At 55.2% G+C, this 18,577-nt stretch carries 15 protein-coding genes; all 15 read right to left on the bottom strand.

Going from position 1 to position 18,577, the window contains the following annotated elements; all coding sequences use genetic code 11:
- Positions 1–5: 5 nt before the first annotated feature.
- Positions 6–728 carry an ABC transporter ATP-binding protein gene (locus tag EV681_RS15645; protein ID WP_130304513.1) on the bottom strand — a complete coding sequence of 241 codons (723 nt, stop codon included), beginning with the start codon at positions 726–728 and terminating at the stop codon, positions 6–8.
- On the bottom strand, positions 725–2,521 hold the full coding sequence (locus tag EV681_RS15640) for a branched-chain amino acid ABC transporter ATP-binding protein/permease (RefSeq protein WP_130304512.1): 1,797 nt from the start codon (positions 2,519–2,521) through the stop codon (positions 725–727). Before EV681_RS15640 ends, EV681_RS15645 begins: the two co-directional genes overlap by 4 nt.
- Positions 2,518–3,573 (bottom strand): branched-chain amino acid ABC transporter permease, encoded by a 1,056-nt coding sequence (locus EV681_RS15635; RefSeq protein ID WP_130304511.1) that lies wholly within the window; start codon positions 3,571–3,573, stop codon positions 2,518–2,520. Before EV681_RS15635 ends, EV681_RS15640 begins: the two co-directional genes overlap by 4 nt.
- Positions 3,574–3,636: 63 nt before the next feature.
- Positions 3,637–4,806 carry an ABC transporter substrate-binding protein gene (locus EV681_RS15630; RefSeq protein ID WP_130304510.1) on the bottom strand — a complete coding sequence of 390 codons (1,170 nt, stop codon included), beginning with the start codon at positions 4,804–4,806 and terminating at the stop codon, positions 3,637–3,639.
- A 63-nt stretch (positions 4,807–4,869) separates the two neighbouring features.
- A complete protein-coding gene (locus EV681_RS15625; protein WP_130304509.1) occupies positions 4,870–6,021 on the bottom strand; it encodes an ABC transporter substrate-binding protein in 1,152 nt (383 codons plus the stop codon).
- A 91-nt stretch (positions 6,022–6,112) separates the two neighbouring features.
- Entirely contained in the window at positions 6,113–6,838 is a 726-nt protein-coding gene (locus tag EV681_RS15620) for an SDR family NAD(P)-dependent oxidoreductase (RefSeq protein ID WP_130304508.1), read from the bottom strand.
- A gap of 69 nt (positions 6,839–6,907) precedes the next feature.
- On the bottom strand, positions 6,908–7,684 hold the full coding sequence (locus EV681_RS15615) for a cyclase family protein (RefSeq protein WP_130304507.1): 777 nt from the start codon (positions 7,682–7,684) through the stop codon (positions 6,908–6,910).
- A 20-nt stretch (positions 7,685–7,704) separates the two neighbouring features.
- Positions 7,705–8,952 (bottom strand): SDR family NAD(P)-dependent oxidoreductase, encoded by a 1,248-nt coding sequence (locus EV681_RS15610; RefSeq protein WP_130304506.1) that lies wholly within the window; start codon positions 8,950–8,952, stop codon positions 7,705–7,707.
- Positions 8,949–10,124 (bottom strand): thiolase family protein, encoded by a 1,176-nt coding sequence (locus tag EV681_RS15605; RefSeq protein ID WP_130304505.1) that lies wholly within the window; start codon positions 10,122–10,124, stop codon positions 8,949–8,951. Before EV681_RS15605 ends, EV681_RS15610 begins: the two co-directional genes overlap by 4 nt.
- Positions 10,121–11,761 (bottom strand): AMP-binding protein, encoded by a 1,641-nt coding sequence (locus EV681_RS15600; protein WP_242612274.1) that lies wholly within the window; start codon positions 11,759–11,761, stop codon positions 10,121–10,123. The genes EV681_RS15605 and EV681_RS15600 overlap by 4 nt, the downstream gene beginning before the upstream one ends.
- A 7-nt stretch (positions 11,762–11,768) precedes the next feature.
- Positions 11,769–12,254 (bottom strand): aromatic-ring-hydroxylating dioxygenase subunit beta, encoded by a 486-nt coding sequence (locus tag EV681_RS15595; protein ID WP_130304503.1) that lies wholly within the window; start codon positions 12,252–12,254, stop codon positions 11,769–11,771.
- Positions 12,251–13,600, bottom strand: coding sequence for an aromatic ring-hydroxylating dioxygenase subunit alpha (locus EV681_RS15590; RefSeq protein WP_130304502.1), 1,350 nt, complete (start codon positions 13,598–13,600; stop codon positions 12,251–12,253). Before EV681_RS15590 ends, EV681_RS15595 begins: the two co-directional genes overlap by 4 nt.
- An 87-nt stretch (positions 13,601–13,687) precedes the next feature.
- Positions 13,688–14,656, bottom strand: coding sequence for a PDR/VanB family oxidoreductase (locus tag EV681_RS15585; protein ID WP_130304643.1), 969 nt, complete (start codon positions 14,654–14,656; stop codon positions 13,688–13,690).
- A 26-nt stretch (positions 14,657–14,682) separates the two neighbouring features.
- A complete protein-coding gene (locus tag EV681_RS15580) occupies positions 14,683–16,221 on the bottom strand; it encodes an indolepyruvate oxidoreductase subunit beta family protein (protein ID WP_130304501.1) in 1,539 nt (512 codons plus the stop codon).
- Positions 16,218–18,389, bottom strand: coding sequence for an indolepyruvate ferredoxin oxidoreductase subunit alpha (locus EV681_RS15575; protein WP_130304500.1), 2,172 nt, complete (start codon positions 18,387–18,389; stop codon positions 16,218–16,220). The genes EV681_RS15580 and EV681_RS15575 overlap by 4 nt, the downstream gene beginning before the upstream one ends.
- Positions 18,390–18,577 lie beyond the last annotated feature (188 nt).

Here is an 18,577-nt window from a genome sequence, read left to right as displayed (position 1 = left end):
GGACGCTATTGCTGCCCGCCGCCCAGATATAGCTGGATGATTCGAGGATCGTCCAGCAGTTGCGCTGCCGCGCCCTGGAGCGCAATCTCGCCGGTTTCCAGCACATAGCCGAAATCGGAGATTTGCAAGGCAGCGCGCGCATTCTGTTCAATCAGCAGCACCGACACACCATCGTCACGCAGGCTGGCCACCATTCGCAAAATGTCCTGAACGATCAGTGGCGCCAGACCCAGGCTGGGTTCATCCAGCATCAGTAATTTGGGGGAAGACATGAGCGCCCTGCCCAGTGCCAGCATTTGCCGCTCACCGCCCGAGAGCGTGTATGCCTTCTGTTGTTTTCTCTCATGCAGTCGCGGAAAGCGGGCATAGACATCATCCAGACGCACGCGCACGCCCGTCTTGTCGGCGCGTTTCGCATAGGCGCCCAGCAACAAATTCTCGTAGACGCTCATTTGCCCGAACAGTTCGCGCTGTTCCGGCACCAGACAAATGCCTTGTTCAACACGGCTCTCAACATCGATGTGTTGCAGATCAATACCTTCATAGGTCACGGCGCCTTGCGACGGACGCAGGCCCATCAGGGCCGACAGCAGCGTTGTCTTGCCTGCGCCGTTTGGCCCGATTACCGATACAATGCTGCCAACCGGCACCTGCAGTGAGACATTCCGCACCGCCGTCACATGCCCATAGGAAACACTCAATCCCGATACATTCAGCAGGCTAGTCATTGGTCGGCCCCTCCCAGGTAGGCATCCTGCACTTTCTTATCGGCACGCACTTGCTGCGGCGACCCTTCGATCAGCTTGGCGCCGAAATTCATCACAACCAGGCGATCCACCAGTTTCATCACGAAATCCATATCGTGCTCAACAATCAATATGGTCAGCCCCTCGGCCTTCAATTGGCGCAATAGAGTTGCCAACACATCCTTTTCGTGCTTGCGCAGGCCGGCCGCGGGTTCGTCCAGGATAAGCAATACCGGATCAGATGCCAGCGCCCGGGCAATCTCAAGTATCCTCTGCAGCCCGAGCGGCAGCTTGCCAGCCGGCGTATACTCTTTGCCATCCAGGCCAATACGCACCAGCTGTTTATATGCTTGATCCAGAATACGATTTTCCTCGGCGCGGTTCAGGCCCAGACCCGAACGCAGAAATCCGGCCGAGCCTCTCATATTGGCACCAAGCGCCACACTGTCCAGTACGCTCATGGCAGGCCGCAACTTGACATGCTGGAACGTTCTGGCTACACCCAGGCGTGCAATCTGCCTTTGTGATTTGTGCGTGACATCTTCGCCCAGAAAGCGTATTCGTCCTTCCGTTTTCCCTAACACACCAGTAATAAGATTGAACATGGTGGACTTACCTGCCCCATTGGGACCGATCAATCCTACGATCTCACCTGCCGACACAGTAAAGCTCACATTATTGACAGCAACCAGTCCGCCAAAACGGCGGACAACGCCATCCACGCTCAGCACTTGTGTCCCCGCCTCGATCGGGGCCCTTTCGGTCAGAGGCTTTTCGCCCGAGAGTTCATAGCGTTTTTTATCGATCTGCGCAACTTTCTGCCCCATACTCTTGCGCCTTGCGACGAACGACATAATGCCTCCGCGTGCAAAATGCAAAAGCAGGATAAAGAGCGCACTGAACACAATCGCCTCAAGCTGACCGCCCCGGGAAGAGACCAAAGGAAGAATATCCTGGATGTAATTTTTCGAGATCAGCACGCCAGCGGCGCCCACCAGCGCCCCCGACAGAAAACCGACACCACCCAGAATGGCCATCAGCAGGTAATTGATACTGGCATGCAAATCGAACGGAGACGGACTCACAAAGCGGTTCATATGTGCATAAAGCCATCCGGCCAGCGCAGCAAATACGGCAGCGGAGATAAATAATTTGAGTCGAATCACAAACGCATCTTCGCCCACACTGGCCAGCAGTATGGAACCGCCACGCAAGCTGCGGATGACCCGCCCCGCCCTGGATCGCAACAAATAATACGAAAACAGCAGCGCAAGCCCAACCAGCAGCCATATGAGGTAATACATCTGCAATGGATTGAGAAGCTCAACGCTGCCTAGCGAGACCGGTGGGATATTGGTAATACCGGTATTGCGGCCAAGCATGTCCATATTGCCGAACAACAGTGAAATCGACAGCCCCCAGGCGATTGTGCTCAGGGGCAAAAAATGACCGCCCAACCGCAGTGTGATGCAGCCAATGACCAGCGCGCACAATGCGGTAATCAAGACGGCTGCGATCAAACCGGTCCACGCAGACAGGCCATAGTGAGTGGTCAGATAGGCGGTGGTATAGGCAGCAACACCCACGAAAGCCGCCTGCCCAAAAGACGTTGCTCCGCCTACACCGGTAAGCAGCACCAGGCCGAGAGCGACCAGGGCGCCGATGCCGATATCGTTCATCAGCGAAATACCAAACTTGCCCAGAAACCAGGGCAATCCCAGAATGAACAGCGTTCCCAACATAAATACGACGATACTGCGCAGGGACGTTTTCATTCGTCGATCTCCTCGTTGTTATCTTCATCATGTGCCGTCAACAGCGAACGAACCATCAATACGGGAATCAGTAATCCGAACACAATGACTTCTTTGAGCGCTCCATTCCAGAAAGACGAAAAACTCTCCACAATGCCTACGGCAAGCGATCCGATCATGGTCAGCGGATAGCTCACCATGCCGCCGATAATGGCGCCTACGAACGCCTTGAGACCCAGCATAAAACCGGAATCGTAATAAATGGTATTGACAGGTGAAATCAGTACACCAATCATGCCGGCGAGCACTGACGCGAAAAGGTAGACCAGCGTGGCCGTCTTCACCGGCCGGATGCCGACAATGCGCGCGCCCACCCGATTGACCGACGTTGCACGCAGCGCCTTACCTGTTAAAGTAAATTCGAAAAACAGATAGAACATAATGCTCAACACTATGGCGACTGCAATGGTCAACGCAACCTGGCCGCTCAGTGTAAAATTGCCGAACAGAGCGATATCCAGGTCTGTAAACGACTCAGTGCGAAAGCCTTCGGGCCCAAAGAAAAGCAGCCCCAGGCCGACAAACAGAAAGTGAATGGACAGCGAGACAATAAGCAGGATCAGGGATGAGGCATCGGCAATCGGTTGCAATGCAATGCGTGCAATCAGCGGAATAATGGGCGTCACTAGAAGTACTGCGGCGGCTATCTGGATCAGCATCGAATCAGTACGTCCGACAATCGACCAGGCCAGCAGACACGGCACCAGCGGTGCCACACCCCAGCAGACAATCGCCCTGGGAACGTGACGCCACGCGTGCCTGCGGGCAAGACTAACCACTTCCACGGCAAGCGCAACAACGGCCAGCACAATCACCAGACCAATAGTGGGGGGCGCGACACCGGCCTGCAAAGAGGCAAGGCTCAAGGCAGCAAATGCAGCCACATCGCCAAAAGGCACAAAAATGACCCGGGTAACGGAAAACACCATTACCAGTCCGATACCCGCCAGCAAATAGACAGCGCCATTCGACAAACCGTCTACCGTCAGCATATAAGCAACTTCCCAATCCATTGTGTATCCCGTCCGACGTTACTCGTTAATCGTGCGACGCGCTTGGCCTCGTTGTCCGTCCCATCATTTTTCGGGGATATATTTCCATTTGCCTTTTTCCAGACGAACCAGCACACGACCACGCTCATCGCTGCCGAACGAATCGCCCTGTTTGAACGTATAGACGCCGTGCGTGCCGGCCACTTGGGTACCAGACATGATGGCGTCGCGCAGGGCTTCGCGAAACGCCGGCGTACCTGGCTTGGCTTTGCCGTCGGCAATGACTTTTTTCGCTGCCGCTGCCGCAATCAGCCATGCGTCAAAGGCATAGGCAGAATAGGCATCGGTCGACGGCTTGCCATTGGTTTTCTGGAAAATGTCGTGAAACTTGCCAGACATCTGCTTGACGGGATGATCGGGCGGCAACTGTTCTGCCACAATCACCGGCCCGGTCGGTGCTACCAGCCCTTCAGCAGAGGAACCTGCAACACGAATGAAATCAGGGTTGATCAGTGAATGCGCGCCATACAGTTTGCCCTTGAAATTCCTGTCTTTCAAAGCCAGGTATGGCAATGCACCCGGTGTTCCCGCGCCGCCGGTCATCACGGCATCAGGTCGCTTGGCGATAATCTTCAGAATCTGCCCGTTCACAGATGAATCAGATCGTGCATAGCGTTCATTGCTCACAACCTTGATGCCGGCACTGTCAGCTTCCTTGACAAGATTGTCGTACACCAGATCGCCCCAGGCATCAGAAAACCCAATATATCCAACCGTTCTGACGCCATCGCGCTTCATCTGCCCAACTACGGCACTGATCATCAACTTCGCGGACTGGGCAGTTGTCACATACCAGGCTGCATTTTCTCCTGTTGTGCTGGCCGGACTGATGCCGATCAGCGCCGTTGCTGCCTCCCGAGCCACCGGTAAGGCAGCAAACGTTGCCGGCACATTCGAGGAACCGATCAGGATATCAACCTTGTTGTCCTGTGTCAGTTTCCTGGCATTGCGCGCTGCGCTCGACGGATCCGTGGCATCGTCCAGTACAATCAGCTCCAGCTTATTTCCCTCAATGTCGGGAATCATCGCCTGCCCTGCTTTGGCGCCTAATTCATAAGGAATGCCGATTGACGAACCCGGTCCGGTTAGCGCGGTGATCAGTCCAATCTTGATGGTATCGGCATGCACAAAACCTGGCGATCCCACGCCGCTCAGAATGCCGATCAGCACCGCCGTTTTAAGCCAATGTTGCATTTTATTCTCCTGATTTTCTGTATGGATCGGTCCTGCCGTACTCACGCAGGACCGAGAACCTGTTTACTCGTTTTCCAGCTTCCATTTACCGCCTAGCAACCTGACTACGACCCGCGCCCGTTCATCTGTTCCGAAAGGGCTGCCGCGTTTGTAGTTATATACTCCATGCGTTCCCGCCAGTTCGTGTGTATTGAAAATGGCATCCATCACTGCCTGTCGATAGGTTGGTGTTCCGGGTTCCGCGTGTTTCTGTGCCTCGGCTGTTGCCGAAACCAGCAAAAGCCAGGCGTCGTAGGACCAGGCTGAAAATACGTCCGGTGACCCCTTGGGAAAGGCCGCCTGAAATGCCTCGCGGTAAGCCAGTGCCACTTTCTTTACCGGATTGGTATCGGGCAACTGCTCGGCAACCGTCACCGGCCCGGTCGGGGCCAGGATATCGTCGCCGGCCTTGCCCACAACACGAATGAAATCACTATTGATCAAACCATGCGTGCCATATACTTTGCCCTTGTAGCCGAGTTTTTTCAGCTCCAGATAAGGCAGTGCTGCAGGCGTACCCGAAGTTCCCGCCAGAATGGCATCGGGCTTTTTCGCACGGATCTTCAATATCTGACCGGTCACCGACGCATCAGTACGTGAATAGCGTTCGTCATTAAGCAGTTCTATGCCGACCTGTGCCGCATGCTTTTTCAATGCGTCGTAGGCCAAATCTCCCCAGGCGTCCGAAAACCCGATGTAGGACACGGTTTTCACACCATGAGCTTTCATATGATCCACCACCGCATTGATCATCAGCTCGGTTGGCTGGGCGACGCTCACCATCCATTGAGCAGTGGCCGGCGACACATTGGCTACCGGTGATATGGCAATGAACGGCACCTTGCTTTCGTTCGCGACAGCAGCGATGGCCATCGTACCGGGTACGCCTGACGTTCCCATCAGCACATCAACCTGGTCTTCATTGATCAGCTTGCGGGCGTTACGCGCCGCCGTAGCGGGATCAGAAGCATCATCCAGGCGTATCAGTTTGATATCGGCATCCGCTGATTTTCCTATCGCCTTGTGCCCGGCAATCGCGCCATTGGCGTATGGAATACCAAGGGATGAAATCGGCCCCGACAATGACGAAATAAATCCCACCGTGACAGTTTTTGCAAATGCATCCACCGATGCACACATACCCACAGCGAACACAATGGTTGACAGCAGCTTCATAGTTCCTCCTGTTTGACCGTCACGCAAACCGACGATCAAAAAACAAATGAATCCACGATTTCAGATAAACACACCTGAAATCGGCGGGGCCTTAAATAGTGATGGAACCGATGCTGCTGCCACCACACACATACAGCACCTGCCCGGTCACGAAACCGGATGCAGCGCTGCAAAAAAATGCCACTGTCTGGGCCACATCCTCTGGCATGCCGATACGACCCACCGGAATAGCCGCCGCCAGGGATTTTTCGCGCTCGCTGCCCGGTTCGATCACGTCGTAAAACATGTCTGACGCTATCGGTCCGGGCGCCACGACATTAACCGTTATGCCAAATCCTGCCAGCTCCAGCGCCCAGGTTCGTCCCATCCCAATCATCCCAGCCTTAGTGGCTGCGTAAGCGGTGCGTGTCTGCAGGCCAAGCGCACCCCGAGACGAAATCAATACAATCCGTCCGTATTTGTTTTTTTTCATGGACGGGATAAAAGCCTGGGTCAATGTCAGGGCACTGGTCAAATGCAACTGCGCAAGCGCATCCATGTCTTCGTCGCTCACCTGCTCAATCAGATTAGGGCGGATAACCCCGGCGTTATGCACAAAATGACTGACCGGGTAAGTGTCGGCTACGTCACGCGCGACCTCCCTGACCGCTCCGCGATCGAGCAGATCCACACTTCTGGTCTGCAACCGGGGATGGCTGAATCCGGGCGAACGCCGCGCCAGCGAAATAACCTCCATGCCCCGCTCAAGCAGGGAGTTGCATATGGCAGCGCCGATACCCACGCTACCTCCCGTTACGACTGCGACTTCGCGTTCCATCCCTGTTTACTCCTGTGTATTTCGTTTGCCATTATTTTTCTTCTGTGCTTCCTGGGTGTTCAAATCAAGCTACTGTTCGACCAACGCAAGCACCCGCAAGGGGCTACCCGATCCACGACGTATTTTCAGGGGAGCAGAAAATATCATCGCCCCGGTGGCGGGCAACTGATCCAGATTAGTCATGCACTGCAAGCCATAACGGTTATTGCCATGCATGAAGTAGTGACAGGGAAATGGCGGGTCCAGATGCTGCGCCTGCCCCGCATCCGTTCCTACCGATTCCGTACCAAAACCGTGCACATCGCGCTCCTGAATCAACCAAGGCACCACCTGTGCATCCGGCCCGGGCGAATGCGCCCCGTCCTCCTGCATATTCAGATACGCTGCCGGTTTTTCCCGCCTGGACCAATCGGTACGCATGAACACCCAGGAGCGAGCAGCAATCTTGCCATGCTCTTTTTCCCATTCCAGTACCTTGTCGATGGTCAGCAGGTAGTCGGCAGACTCAGCCGATTCCGCCGAGCAGTCGATTACGCAGGCATGGGCAATGAACGCCTGCGGATCAATGGTGTCCACAGTATTGTCCGGCTGATCCTTGCCGCTGACCCAGTGCGCAGGCGCATCAAAATGGGTCCCTGTGTGCTCGGAGCACGAAAAATTGTTCCAGTACCAGCCCGGACCACGTTCGTCATAACGCGAAATTTCCTCGATGCGAAACGGCCACGCCTGCCCCATCTCCGGTGGAAGCACAATCGTCGGAAACTCTGGAGTCAGCGTTTCCGTCAAATCAATAATTTTCACTTTCCCCGAGGCCAGTGCTCCCATCAGTTCTACCAATACAGTCATCGTGCTCTCCCTTGTCAGTCTCAATTGCCGCCGGCCAGTTCGCGCTCCAGCGCCTTGGCATTACTGCGCAGCCGTTCCCTGATGTCATTTGCCACATCTCCGACATAAACATCTTCCAGCCCGTTTGCCAGCGCCTGGACAATCTGCCGGGCAATCTGGGACGGTGCGACCCGTGGCGGCGGGGTTGTCTGCTCCCATTCGTAATCCACCGGACCGGTAAATACATTCATGACCCTGATGCCGGCCATCTGCATCTCTGCACGCAGGCAATGGGACAGCGACAGGCCGCCTGCCTGGGCTGCAGACCATACTCCCCGACTGGGCAGACTGGCCATGGCATGGACTGAAAATATGTTCACCCAGGCCGATGCGCTGTTGACCCCATCGGCGGCCCGGCCCGCCATCGCCCCGCCAAATGTCTGGGCCAGACGGAGCAACCCCAGGCAACTAACATCGAACATGTCGCTTGCGGTACTGATAGTGTTTGTACCCAGCATGCCACCGTCACGCAGCAAATCTGCCGTGTTGATCAGTACGTCTACCTTGCCGCCGATTTCAGCGGCAACCCGTTCCAGAGAATCACTGTCAGTGACATCCATGGAATGCACCTGTACCCTGCTGTCAGTCAGCAGCGTATTGAATGCGGGTGAAGGTCGCCATGGTTGTGGATCACCCAAAAAAACAATCGATGCATCAGTCTGCAGCAAGGTCCGTATCATGGCCATTCCCAATCCCGACTTGCCGTCAGTCACCAGCACACGCCTGAACTTCACATTATTGGTCATTTCACGCATCATCGGATCATCCTGATAGTGAGGAGGTAACTCCTGGGGCACGGCAAACAGGGCGGCGTTACCGCTCCTGTCCAGTTTCATCTCCAACTGCACCGGCATACCCTCTTGACAGGCCGGATGCACATGGGCTATCACAACCGGCCCCACTGTCATTTGCACGGTGCCGATCCGCCAGGGAAGACGTTCCCTGAAATACACATCATTACTGTGATGCAACACCGTGGTGGCCACCAGTCGAGCGCTACGGTCCACTTCGGACCACTGCAGACGATGCGACAGGCAATATCCGCAGACGTCGCGCGGCGGATACTGAACCTGCCGGCACTCGTGACACACTTGTAATTCAAATCTGCCTTCTGCCGCCGCGCGCGTCATACCATGGAAAGTGCGACTGCGCGTAGCTGCAGGCAAGGTTGGCTTGCGGGTGCGCTCAACCGGATTTTTTCTTGAAGGCTTGCGTAAAGGGTCCGTCATGCCGACGCTCCACTTTGCAGAATCGCGGCTGCTGTGCATAACCCACGATCATAGTTAATCATTCCGAACCCGCTGACCATGCCGATGCGCGCTGCGGCAACTTGCGTCCTGTCTGCCCGTCCCGTCAGTTGCCGGATGGCCTCGTTCATGCCCAGCGTGCCTCCGGCCGCGCCCGCCTGCCCGGCAGACAACTGTCCGCCACACGTATTGAGAGGGCAGGAACCATCCACGGTAAACGAATGGGTGCGAACAAATTCGGGACCGGCGCCCGCTTCGCAAAACCCCAGATTTTCCAACTGCATCATGTTGATAACCGGATAATCGTCATAAGCCTGCAGAAAATCCATCTCCTCTACGCCAACCCCTGCCTGGTCATACAGCGATTTGCAGTCCTGTGTCCAGCCTCCGCGCGACTGGATAACATCGTCAGGCCAGCCGTTATGCCGTTCTATGGTGCCCAGAACACGTACAAAAGCAAGGCCAAGGCTGCGCGCCTGAGCCTCGCTCATCACCAGAAACGACTCCGCGCCGGCGCAAGGCATGACGCAATCGAACAGATGAATCGGCTCGGTTATCGGACGGGCCTGCAAATAATCGTCCAGCGTCAGCGGTTTTTTCATCAGCGCAGGCGGATAGCGCAGTGCGTTGTCACGCTGGGCTACACACAGCTTGCCGAAATCCTCCCGTGTGGCGCCGGTGGTGTTCATATAGTGGCGGGTCAGCAGCGCAAAACTGGCATTGGGTCCGCCTGCGCCATACGGGTAGGTAGCATCCTGTGCAAAGCGCGAAAACTGTCCGAGCGTCCTGCGAAAAGAATCCACATGATTGGTATCTCCGGTAATAACCGCAACAACACTGGCATCACCGGCCTGCACTGCCCTGGCGGCGCGGCGCAAGGCAACAATGGCACTGGCGCCACCCATTGGAATATGATCCAGCCAGCGCGGTGAAACACCGAAATGCTGGGTCAGGCCCACAGCGGAATCCGGGCCTAGACTGAAGCTGGACACGCACAGTCCGTCAATTTTTGACAACGGCAAGCCAGTGCCATCAAGCAGGCCTTTTAATGATCGTCCGAGCCAAAAATGGGCGCTCTCGATCGAATACCTGACGTACGGCACCGTGACCGGCATGGTCAGAACGACGCCCTCGTAGGAAGCTGGCAGGTTCATGTGCGTCCCCCCGGCTTTTTCAGATGGCAGGTATTGATGGCCTGGCCGCCGGATATCAACTCAAATGCCAGCATGCGCAAGGCACCACGCTGGATTTTATTGGTGGAAGTCAGGGGGAGCTCGTTGACAAAACTTACATATCCAGGCACCTTGTAATAGGCCAGTTGCGACAAAGACCAAGTCACCAGTTCGCCGGCCAGCGCCACCGGATCAGCTCGATCGGACACCGCAGGCGACAGCACGATGCACGCCAGCACTTCGTCTCCCCTGACATCATCAGGCACAGCGGCAACAGAGACTGCCTGCACCATCGGATGACGTGCCAATGCGCCCTCCACCTCGACCGCAGCAATATTTTCGCCACTGCGCCGGATCACGTTTTTCTTGCGATCAACGAAAACCAGATAGCCATCCTTATTTCTGCGAACAATATCCCCGGTTTTAAACCAATCATCCTGCCAGGCAGCCTCTGTGGCAGCCGTATCCTTGAGATAGTGCGAAAAAAAACCGAAGCGCGGATTGGCGCCTGCGTGACACACCCAAAGTTCGCCCTGCTCACCTGCACAAACCTCGCGTCCGTGCTCATCGACAATGCTGACCCTGACGTCTTCCCTCTCTATTCCAATACAGCTGGTACCCACAAAGCGAGGTTCACGGTTTGCCATAATCACTGCTCCGGCGCCGGTTTCTGTCATCGCCCAGGCTTCCAATAGTGGGAATCCGAAGCGTTGTTCAAAATCTGCATGAAGCTTTTTGTCCACCCCGGCGCCAAAACCGAAACGGACGCAATGTTCCCGGTCTTGCGGGTCGGCAGGCAACTTGTCCAGTATGGCGGGCATCACACCCAGGTAATGCACGATAGTCGCCCCGCTGTCTCTGACCGATGACCACCAGGAGCGCGGGTGAAACCGGTCCAGCAGAATCAGGCAACCCGCGCTCAGGACCATCGCCATGACAGAATAGGCCATCGCATTCATGTGCACCAGAGGCAAGGGCGTCAGCATTCGCTCTTCACCCATGCGAATGCCGGCCAGGCCGCCGGTACTTGCATACCACTGGCCAGCATGCAAAAAATATTGGTTCGACAATACACAACCCTTGGGCTGCCCTGTCGTTCCCGAGGTATACAGCAAGGCGCATTCCGTATCCGGCCCCGGCTTGCGGTTATCACGTTTGTCATCGCGTCGCGCAGGCGGCAGCTCTTGTGGAGATATCACCGGCACGGACATTCCGGCAGTGGTGCTGGCTTCACGCATTAGATCGTGATGGCTTTCAATGGCAATGACAAGACTGACTTCGGAATGGCTGATCAGATACTGCAACTCTGCCAGACGCAGATCGGCATTCACAGGCACGACCGAGACACCCAGTGCATTCAGGGCGAACCAGTGCAGAAAGAAAGACAGCCGGTTCTCAAGCAGCAATGCCACCCGGTCTCCCACCGCATAGCCCGCCGAACAATAGGCATCACGCCATTGATGCACCTGCGTCAGCACCTCGCCGTAGCTGAACTGGCCAGCGCTGGTTCCGTATTTGTGGGCCGTCTCTGGCAATACCATCAGAAAGGGCTTGTCGGGGCTGGCCTGTGCAGTCAGTGCAAAAGCGTCATAAACAGTTTGGGCGGTCTGAGGAATCACTGCGCGCTCACATAAACAACTGAATGCTGCCAAAGGCTGCATCGGGATTGACCAGTTCGACTTTCTTCAAGCGAATGCGCAAGCCATCGGCTTCGTCCACCAGTGTATGCGTCGACCACCCGGCATACAGACGCTGATCGTCCTGTCGGGTCTCGATATAATGAAATGCCGTTCGCACCACATAGACGCCTTTCTGCGGGTCGTGCCCCTGATCATTGTGTCTGATCTGCGGTCTCTGTAACAGATGATGGCAATAGCTCACTGGTTGCTGCGAAAACGTGCGTTTCCCGGTCAAGCGCTCGGCCCTGACCTTCAGCAGCAGCTTGTCCTCGTACATCAGCGAGGCCTGCAATCGCGTATCCGTCTGGCCGCGGTGCAGGGGCATCCAGTAATAACCGTCATCCGTAAAGAGTTCTACCCATTGGTCCAGGCGCAACTCATCGATCAACTGGGCCTCGTAGTAAACGAAATCGATCAAATCCTGTTCAGTCATATACCGGCCCCTTGGTTCTGCGCAGGTTTGATAAAACGCAGCCATGCCCGATATTGATTGCGCATCTGCCATTCGCTGGTGCCGTGAGTGATGACATTGCGCTGCCCTGCCTCTGCCGGATCATACAGCCGTGCAAAATTTACCCACTCGTGGCTGCGCGCATGCAGCACCTCCTGCGACCGCTCATACATTTCCAGATCATCATGGCCGACGACAGACGTCGGCGCATTGATCAGCCGGTTATACATCAGGCTGCGCTCAAACAGCAGATCGGGTGCACCCACCAGCCGGAACGTCCAGGATTCGACCATTGTGGCTCCCGCGGAAACCGGCTTGAACAGCCGCAGGGTTTGTATGGGTCCTTTGACCAGGATATTGGGAAAATACACGGTGTTGTGGCGGACATCGCCCAGAATCTGCGCGGCGCGCGCTTCACCATAGGCAGCAGTCATGGCATCCCAGTAACCCGGAATATCCGAATAGGCAGCGTGAATCGAATCGCTCACCCCCGTATGACCGTGGCCGTTTTCCCAGACCCGAATACCCATCTTGTCAAAAAACTCGTACGACGACATAAATGGAGCGAACAGCTCCACCGACATCGGCCTGGGCGTACCTTCAGGCGCCTCCTCCCAGACCTGAACTGCCGTACCTGCCGACGATTCATGTGCCACCATGGGGTGGCAGGTGTCTGTCTGATTGTCCACAAGCATTTTCCAATTGCAATTATGAACATAACGGAATATGCCACCCTCAACCTGCAGCCGGCCTTCCGGCGAACGGTCAATCATATTGTCGATAGTGGACAAAGATTCCCCGAAGAAAGCCTCAAAAGACACCCCGTCGTTGCTCAGCCGGCAAAAAATGAATCCACGGTAATCGTGCACATTGTCAATTGCGACCATCCCTTTGGCGGCATCGCATGTATCAAGCCTGGCATTCTCATAGCCGCTTTTGAGCGGGATTGCGAGCAGTTTTCCATCCGTCCGGAAGGTCCAGGCGTGATAGGGGCAGCGAAAAAACTTTCCGGTATTGCCACACAAGTCACCCGCCACCTTCACGCCACGATGGGGGCAGCGGTTATAGAGCACCTTAACGGTTTTATCGGTGTGACGCACCATTACAACCGGCTCATTTCCTACCGTGGTCGTATAGTAATCGCCCACGTTCGGGATCTGACTTTCATGACCCACAAATATCCAGGTCGACGCAAAAAGATGCGACATCTCCAGATCAAAGATATCCTCGTCAATGTAAAGATCCCGATGCACCTCACGCTCGCGAACCAGCGCCTGCACGGCATCAGGATTCATTTTGTAGTCGTTCGCGGACTTTCTGGCTGACATGATCGTTTCACTCCATCAGATACGTTGTTCTTCCTCTGCTGCATGACATCTGTCATTGCGAACAGAAAAAATTCGCAGCACCGGGCATTACAAATCCAGCACTAAAACCTCCGATTTCGACCGCGATACGCAGATCTGCATCAGCTTGCCTGCAGCCTTCTCGGCATCGGACAGAACATAATCGCGATGATCGGGCTCTCCTTCCAGCACGCCGACCTGACATACCCCGCATTCGCCACGGCAACAGTCACACAGCGGGTCTTCTCCCTGCTCCTGCAATACCTCCAGAATACTTTTGCCCGGTGGAACCACATATATTTTTCCCGACTGCGCCAGCCGTACCTGGAAACTGCCCGCATCCGCTTTGGCTGCCGAATTGCTGAACAGCTCGAAATGCACCCGGGCTGCCGGCAATCCTTCTTCCTTTGCTATTGCAAGTGCCGCATCCAACAAGCCTGTCGGGCCGCATACATACAAATGCTGATCGGCATTCATAGACTGCACGATAGCCTTGATATCCAGTTGCGAATCCTGCTGATCCAGGTGAATCCATAGACCATCGCCAGCGATGGTGTGCAGTTCCTTTAACAGCGCCATCTGGGATTTATCACGTCCGGCATAATGCAGATGAAATGGCCGCCCATCGCGCCAGAGCGATCCAGCCATGGCAAATATAGGGGTGATACCGATACCACCGGCCAGCAGGACCGGAGCGGCCTGATCTGCCGGGTCCAGCATGAAATCATTGCGCGGCGGGTCACACGCCACGATGTCCCCAACTTTCAAGACATGCATGTAGCGGGAGCCCCCACTTCCTGTGTCTTCACGCTTTACCGCGATCTCGTATTGCAAATGTGTTTGGTCATCGTTATTTCCGTTTAGCATCAGCAGCGAGTAGGCCCGGGTGTCGTCGGCAGCCCCACCGATATGTACGCGAACATGCGCCCCGGGCTTTGCTGCCGGCAACGGCAGACCGTCGACATGTTCCAGCACGATCTTGCGAATCTGCTCGGTCAGGTTTTCTGTTTCCTTTACGCGCAACTGGAGCGTTTCCACTGTATTTTTTCCCCTAGTCATTACCGTCATATCGCTGGCATGGCTGACAGCGCCGCCTGCAACCGCTCGCCCTTGACATCGTTTAATGCGGCTTCGTATAGCACCTGAAACTGCGCGGCTGCATCCGGCCTCCTACTTAGCCCCTCGGCCGCTTTCATCAATTGGCTGAACCTGCCACTGCTGCGTGCGTGGGTATCGCTATACCCCTTGACCAGCCGGCGTGACTTGACCACGGTAACGGCAAACTCATAGTCCGTTTCAAGTGCGGCTTCAATTTTTTTTGTCCATTGATCAATTGATTTCATTTCCTGCGCATGTCGGAGCGTCGCAGTCCGTGTGGACCTGCGCGAGGCCAGTACATATAACAGCAGATATCCGCTCAAATGACTGGTTCTGATATGACGTCCTTTTCTGAAAAAGGGAGTCGTCCAGTTGCGCAGAAAGGATTGCTCCATCCAGCGCCCGAGACGCTCGGGCATGGTGCCACAGACCTCTTCAAACCTCGGATGCATATAATCTGCCACATCCAGCATCTGCCCCTGCTCCAGTCTCACTTCCTTCGATATATGCTGCAGCCGCGCTTCCCGGATCTTCAAGTCAGCGACCTTGATGACATCGTCGTAGGCCATAGCGGTGGCCAGGTAGCGGGCAAACTGCCAGGTCAGCGTCCAACCCCGTGACTGGCCGTCTGCGGCACTGTCAAGATTGAATATATGTTCAATGCGGTTCAGGTATGCATGGGCATAATCAGCGTCCTGAAAATCCAGCAGATGCCTCAAGCCTGCCAGGACCACCGGCTGCAGTACGACGGGAAATCGTGATCGCAGATTGTCCAACAGCATCTGCCCACCAGCCGTATCTGCTTTATCCGGCAACGCCGGGAAGCGCGTATTGGCAGTCTGGGTATCATGCTGCATCTGCGCCGAGCGAATCTCATTCCAGCCTGCGTCAAATGCCGACAGGCTCGAGTCGACCCCTACTTTGCCAAGTCGAATGGTCTGTTCGAATTGCTCCCGTGAAAAAGGCAATACGCCAGTACCTGCCAGGGCGCCGAACAGGCTGGCACTGATCACACTGCCACAGCTTTCGGCTATACGCTGCAAATCTGCGGCATAGAAATGTTTGGCTGTATCGTTGCCTGCTGCAATGACCTGCGCCGCATCCACAATGCCGTTAGACGGATGACTTTTTTCACTAATAGCATAACTGCGGTGTATCGAAGTGAGCAGCGTTGTCCGGTCCGGCGTCACAATGCCGCGCAAAATAGCGCGCCCCGCTTCCATCAGCTCGGCGCTGATCACCACATCCACATCGCCTGGCGTCGGCATCTGTGCAAGCACTGGCGGTTGTTCCATGGACCAGGGTGGAGGAAAAAGCTCCACGTAATAGATCGTAGCCCCGGTTCGCTGTGCGACGCCGGGAACAGACGTGCTTTGTGCATACCAGTCGGCGCGCTCTGCCAGGTCCACCAGCCAGTCTGCCAGCACGCCACCGCCCTGTCCTCCCATGGCAAGAATGGCTATTTTCAGGGGTTCGGCGTCCGTCGTGTGCGTCAACCCGGTCATATCGTGACTCGCTCGATGCGCTCACGATGCCGCTGCTGGAGTCGACCTATCAGTTTGCTGCGCATTCGCCCAAAAAAGTGATCTTTCTTACCTGGATTATGAATAATATCGGCGCGATAAAAAGAAGGACACAGCACAGCCTCATGGGCGATCTCGCCACAATGACCACAGCCGACACAACTGCTCTCGACATGGGCGACTGGATCATCCTTCAGGGGATTATCATTGTCTTTCAGAGTCAGCGAGGGACAGCCCGAAAGCCGGATACAGGCATGGTCACCGGAACAGATATCCTTGTCCACTCCAAACTGTTGCCTGACACGGCGTACGCCTTGCGCGACATCCTTCTTGAACACCGGCTTTTCGCGTCGCTGCAGGTTCAGCATGCATTCGGACTGGGCAATAATCACCTTGGGGCCCGTATCTGCACAGGTAAGCGCATCTTCAATCAGCGCACGCATTTTTGATACGTCGTAGGTGTGATCAATGACTCGCACCCACTTGACGCCCACACCCCTGACCGCCTGTTCTATTGGATGATTAGTAGATCGGTTGTCATTGTTGGCCCGGGACGACAGGATATCCTGCCCGCCGGTTGCTGACGAATAGTAATTGTCCACAATGATAATCACACCATCATGCTTGTTATAGACGGCGTTGCCGACGCCGGAAGTCAGCCCGTTATGCCAGAAGCCACCATCGCCCATGATCGAAATGGAACGCTTGCTTGCCTTCACGTTGAACGCAGACGCGCTGGACGCCCCCAGCCCATATCCCATGGTGGTTGCACCCAGATTGAAGGGGGGCAAAATGGAAAAAAGATGACAGCCGATATCACAGGAAATATGGTGTTCTCCCAACTTTTCCTGTGCCAGTGTTAGCGCAGAAAACACTGGACGCTCCGGACAACCTGTACACAGTCCCGCCGGGCGTGGCGGAATAATGTCGGCCAGCTGCTGACGACGCACCTGCGTAAAAACAAGCGGCTTTTCAACCACAATTTTTGCTGCTGGTTCAGAGTCTGGCATCGAATCCGGTGGTGACGGAAGATTATCCAGAAAGTTCCGCAGGCCATCGCGGATCGTTTGCACCGTATACTCACCCGCCATGGGCAGTACATCCTTACCCGACAAGGGCGTCCCGATCCCTGCTTTGCGCAATATGCTGTGAATATTCTGTTCAATATAGTCAGGCTGACCTTCCTCTATCAGCAGCACAGCTTTTTTATCCCGGCAAAAATCCTGCACTTCTTCGTTGATCAGCGGATAGACCGCATTCAATACATATATCGGCAGCTCGCTTTTGCCAAAATGATCAGCCTTGCCCAGCAGGCCCAATGCGCGAATGGTGTTGTTGTACAAACCACCCTGTACTATGATGCCGATGTCCTTGCGGCTGCCGTCAAAGAACTCGTTGACCTGATTGTCCTTAAGGAATTTGACGGCGGCAGGCCAGCGGTCGCGCACTTTTTCCTGTTCATGTTCGTAGGCGGCAGGTGGCAATACGATACGACCAGCATCACGCCGTGGGGTTTCCAGCGCCTGCGCAAGCGTAAACGGCGGTTTGACGTTGTCCCTGGCGATAAAGCGGCCATGCACGTGGCAACCTCGAATACGAACCTGATAAAACACGGGTGTACTGCTGGCTTCAGACAGACGAAATCCCGTTTCCACCATATTCACCATGCAGGTAAGATTCGGCCGCGGATCCAGCATCCACATTTGTGATTTCATGGCAAAGGCATGGGTTCGCTCCTGCATGATGGACGACCCCTCGCCATAATCCTCACCGACGATGACCAGGGCACCGCCAGTGACGCCGCCCGAAGCCAGATTAGCCAACGCGTCCGAAGCTACATTGGTTCCCACTGTTGACTTCCACGTTACAGCGCCGCGGATCGGATACATCACAGATGCCGATAGCGTGGCTGCAGCGGTCGCCTCCGATGCACTGGACTCAAAATGAATACCCAGGTCTCTCAGAATGTCATCCGCGTCCGCCAGCACGTCCATCAAATGCGAAATCGGTGCTCCCTGATAGCCGGCGACATAGCCCACGCCCGACTGCAAAAGTGCCTTGGTGATGGCCAGTATGCCTTCGCCGCGAAACTCTTCACCAGCGCCAATCTTTAGCGTCTGCACTTCCTTTTTGAAGGACCGTTCTGCCATTCATTTGCTCCTTTCCCTGGGCGGGGACAGGTGACCGTGGATCCCAACAATCACAATAGCGATTGCATAGGGTTTAATTTAGTTTAAGTTTAAAATAAAAGTGCGTCAATAAATTTATATGAAAATTCATGTATTGAGATCATAATAAAGGGACGCAGTAGGGCAAGTCACTCAGTACTACTAGTATT

It is taken from the genome of Advenella incenata (assembly GCF_004217095.1).
GTDB lineage: Bacteria > Pseudomonadota > Gammaproteobacteria > Burkholderiales > Burkholderiaceae_B > Advenella > Advenella incenata.
This window is presented reverse-complemented; position numbering and strand designations above follow the sequence as displayed.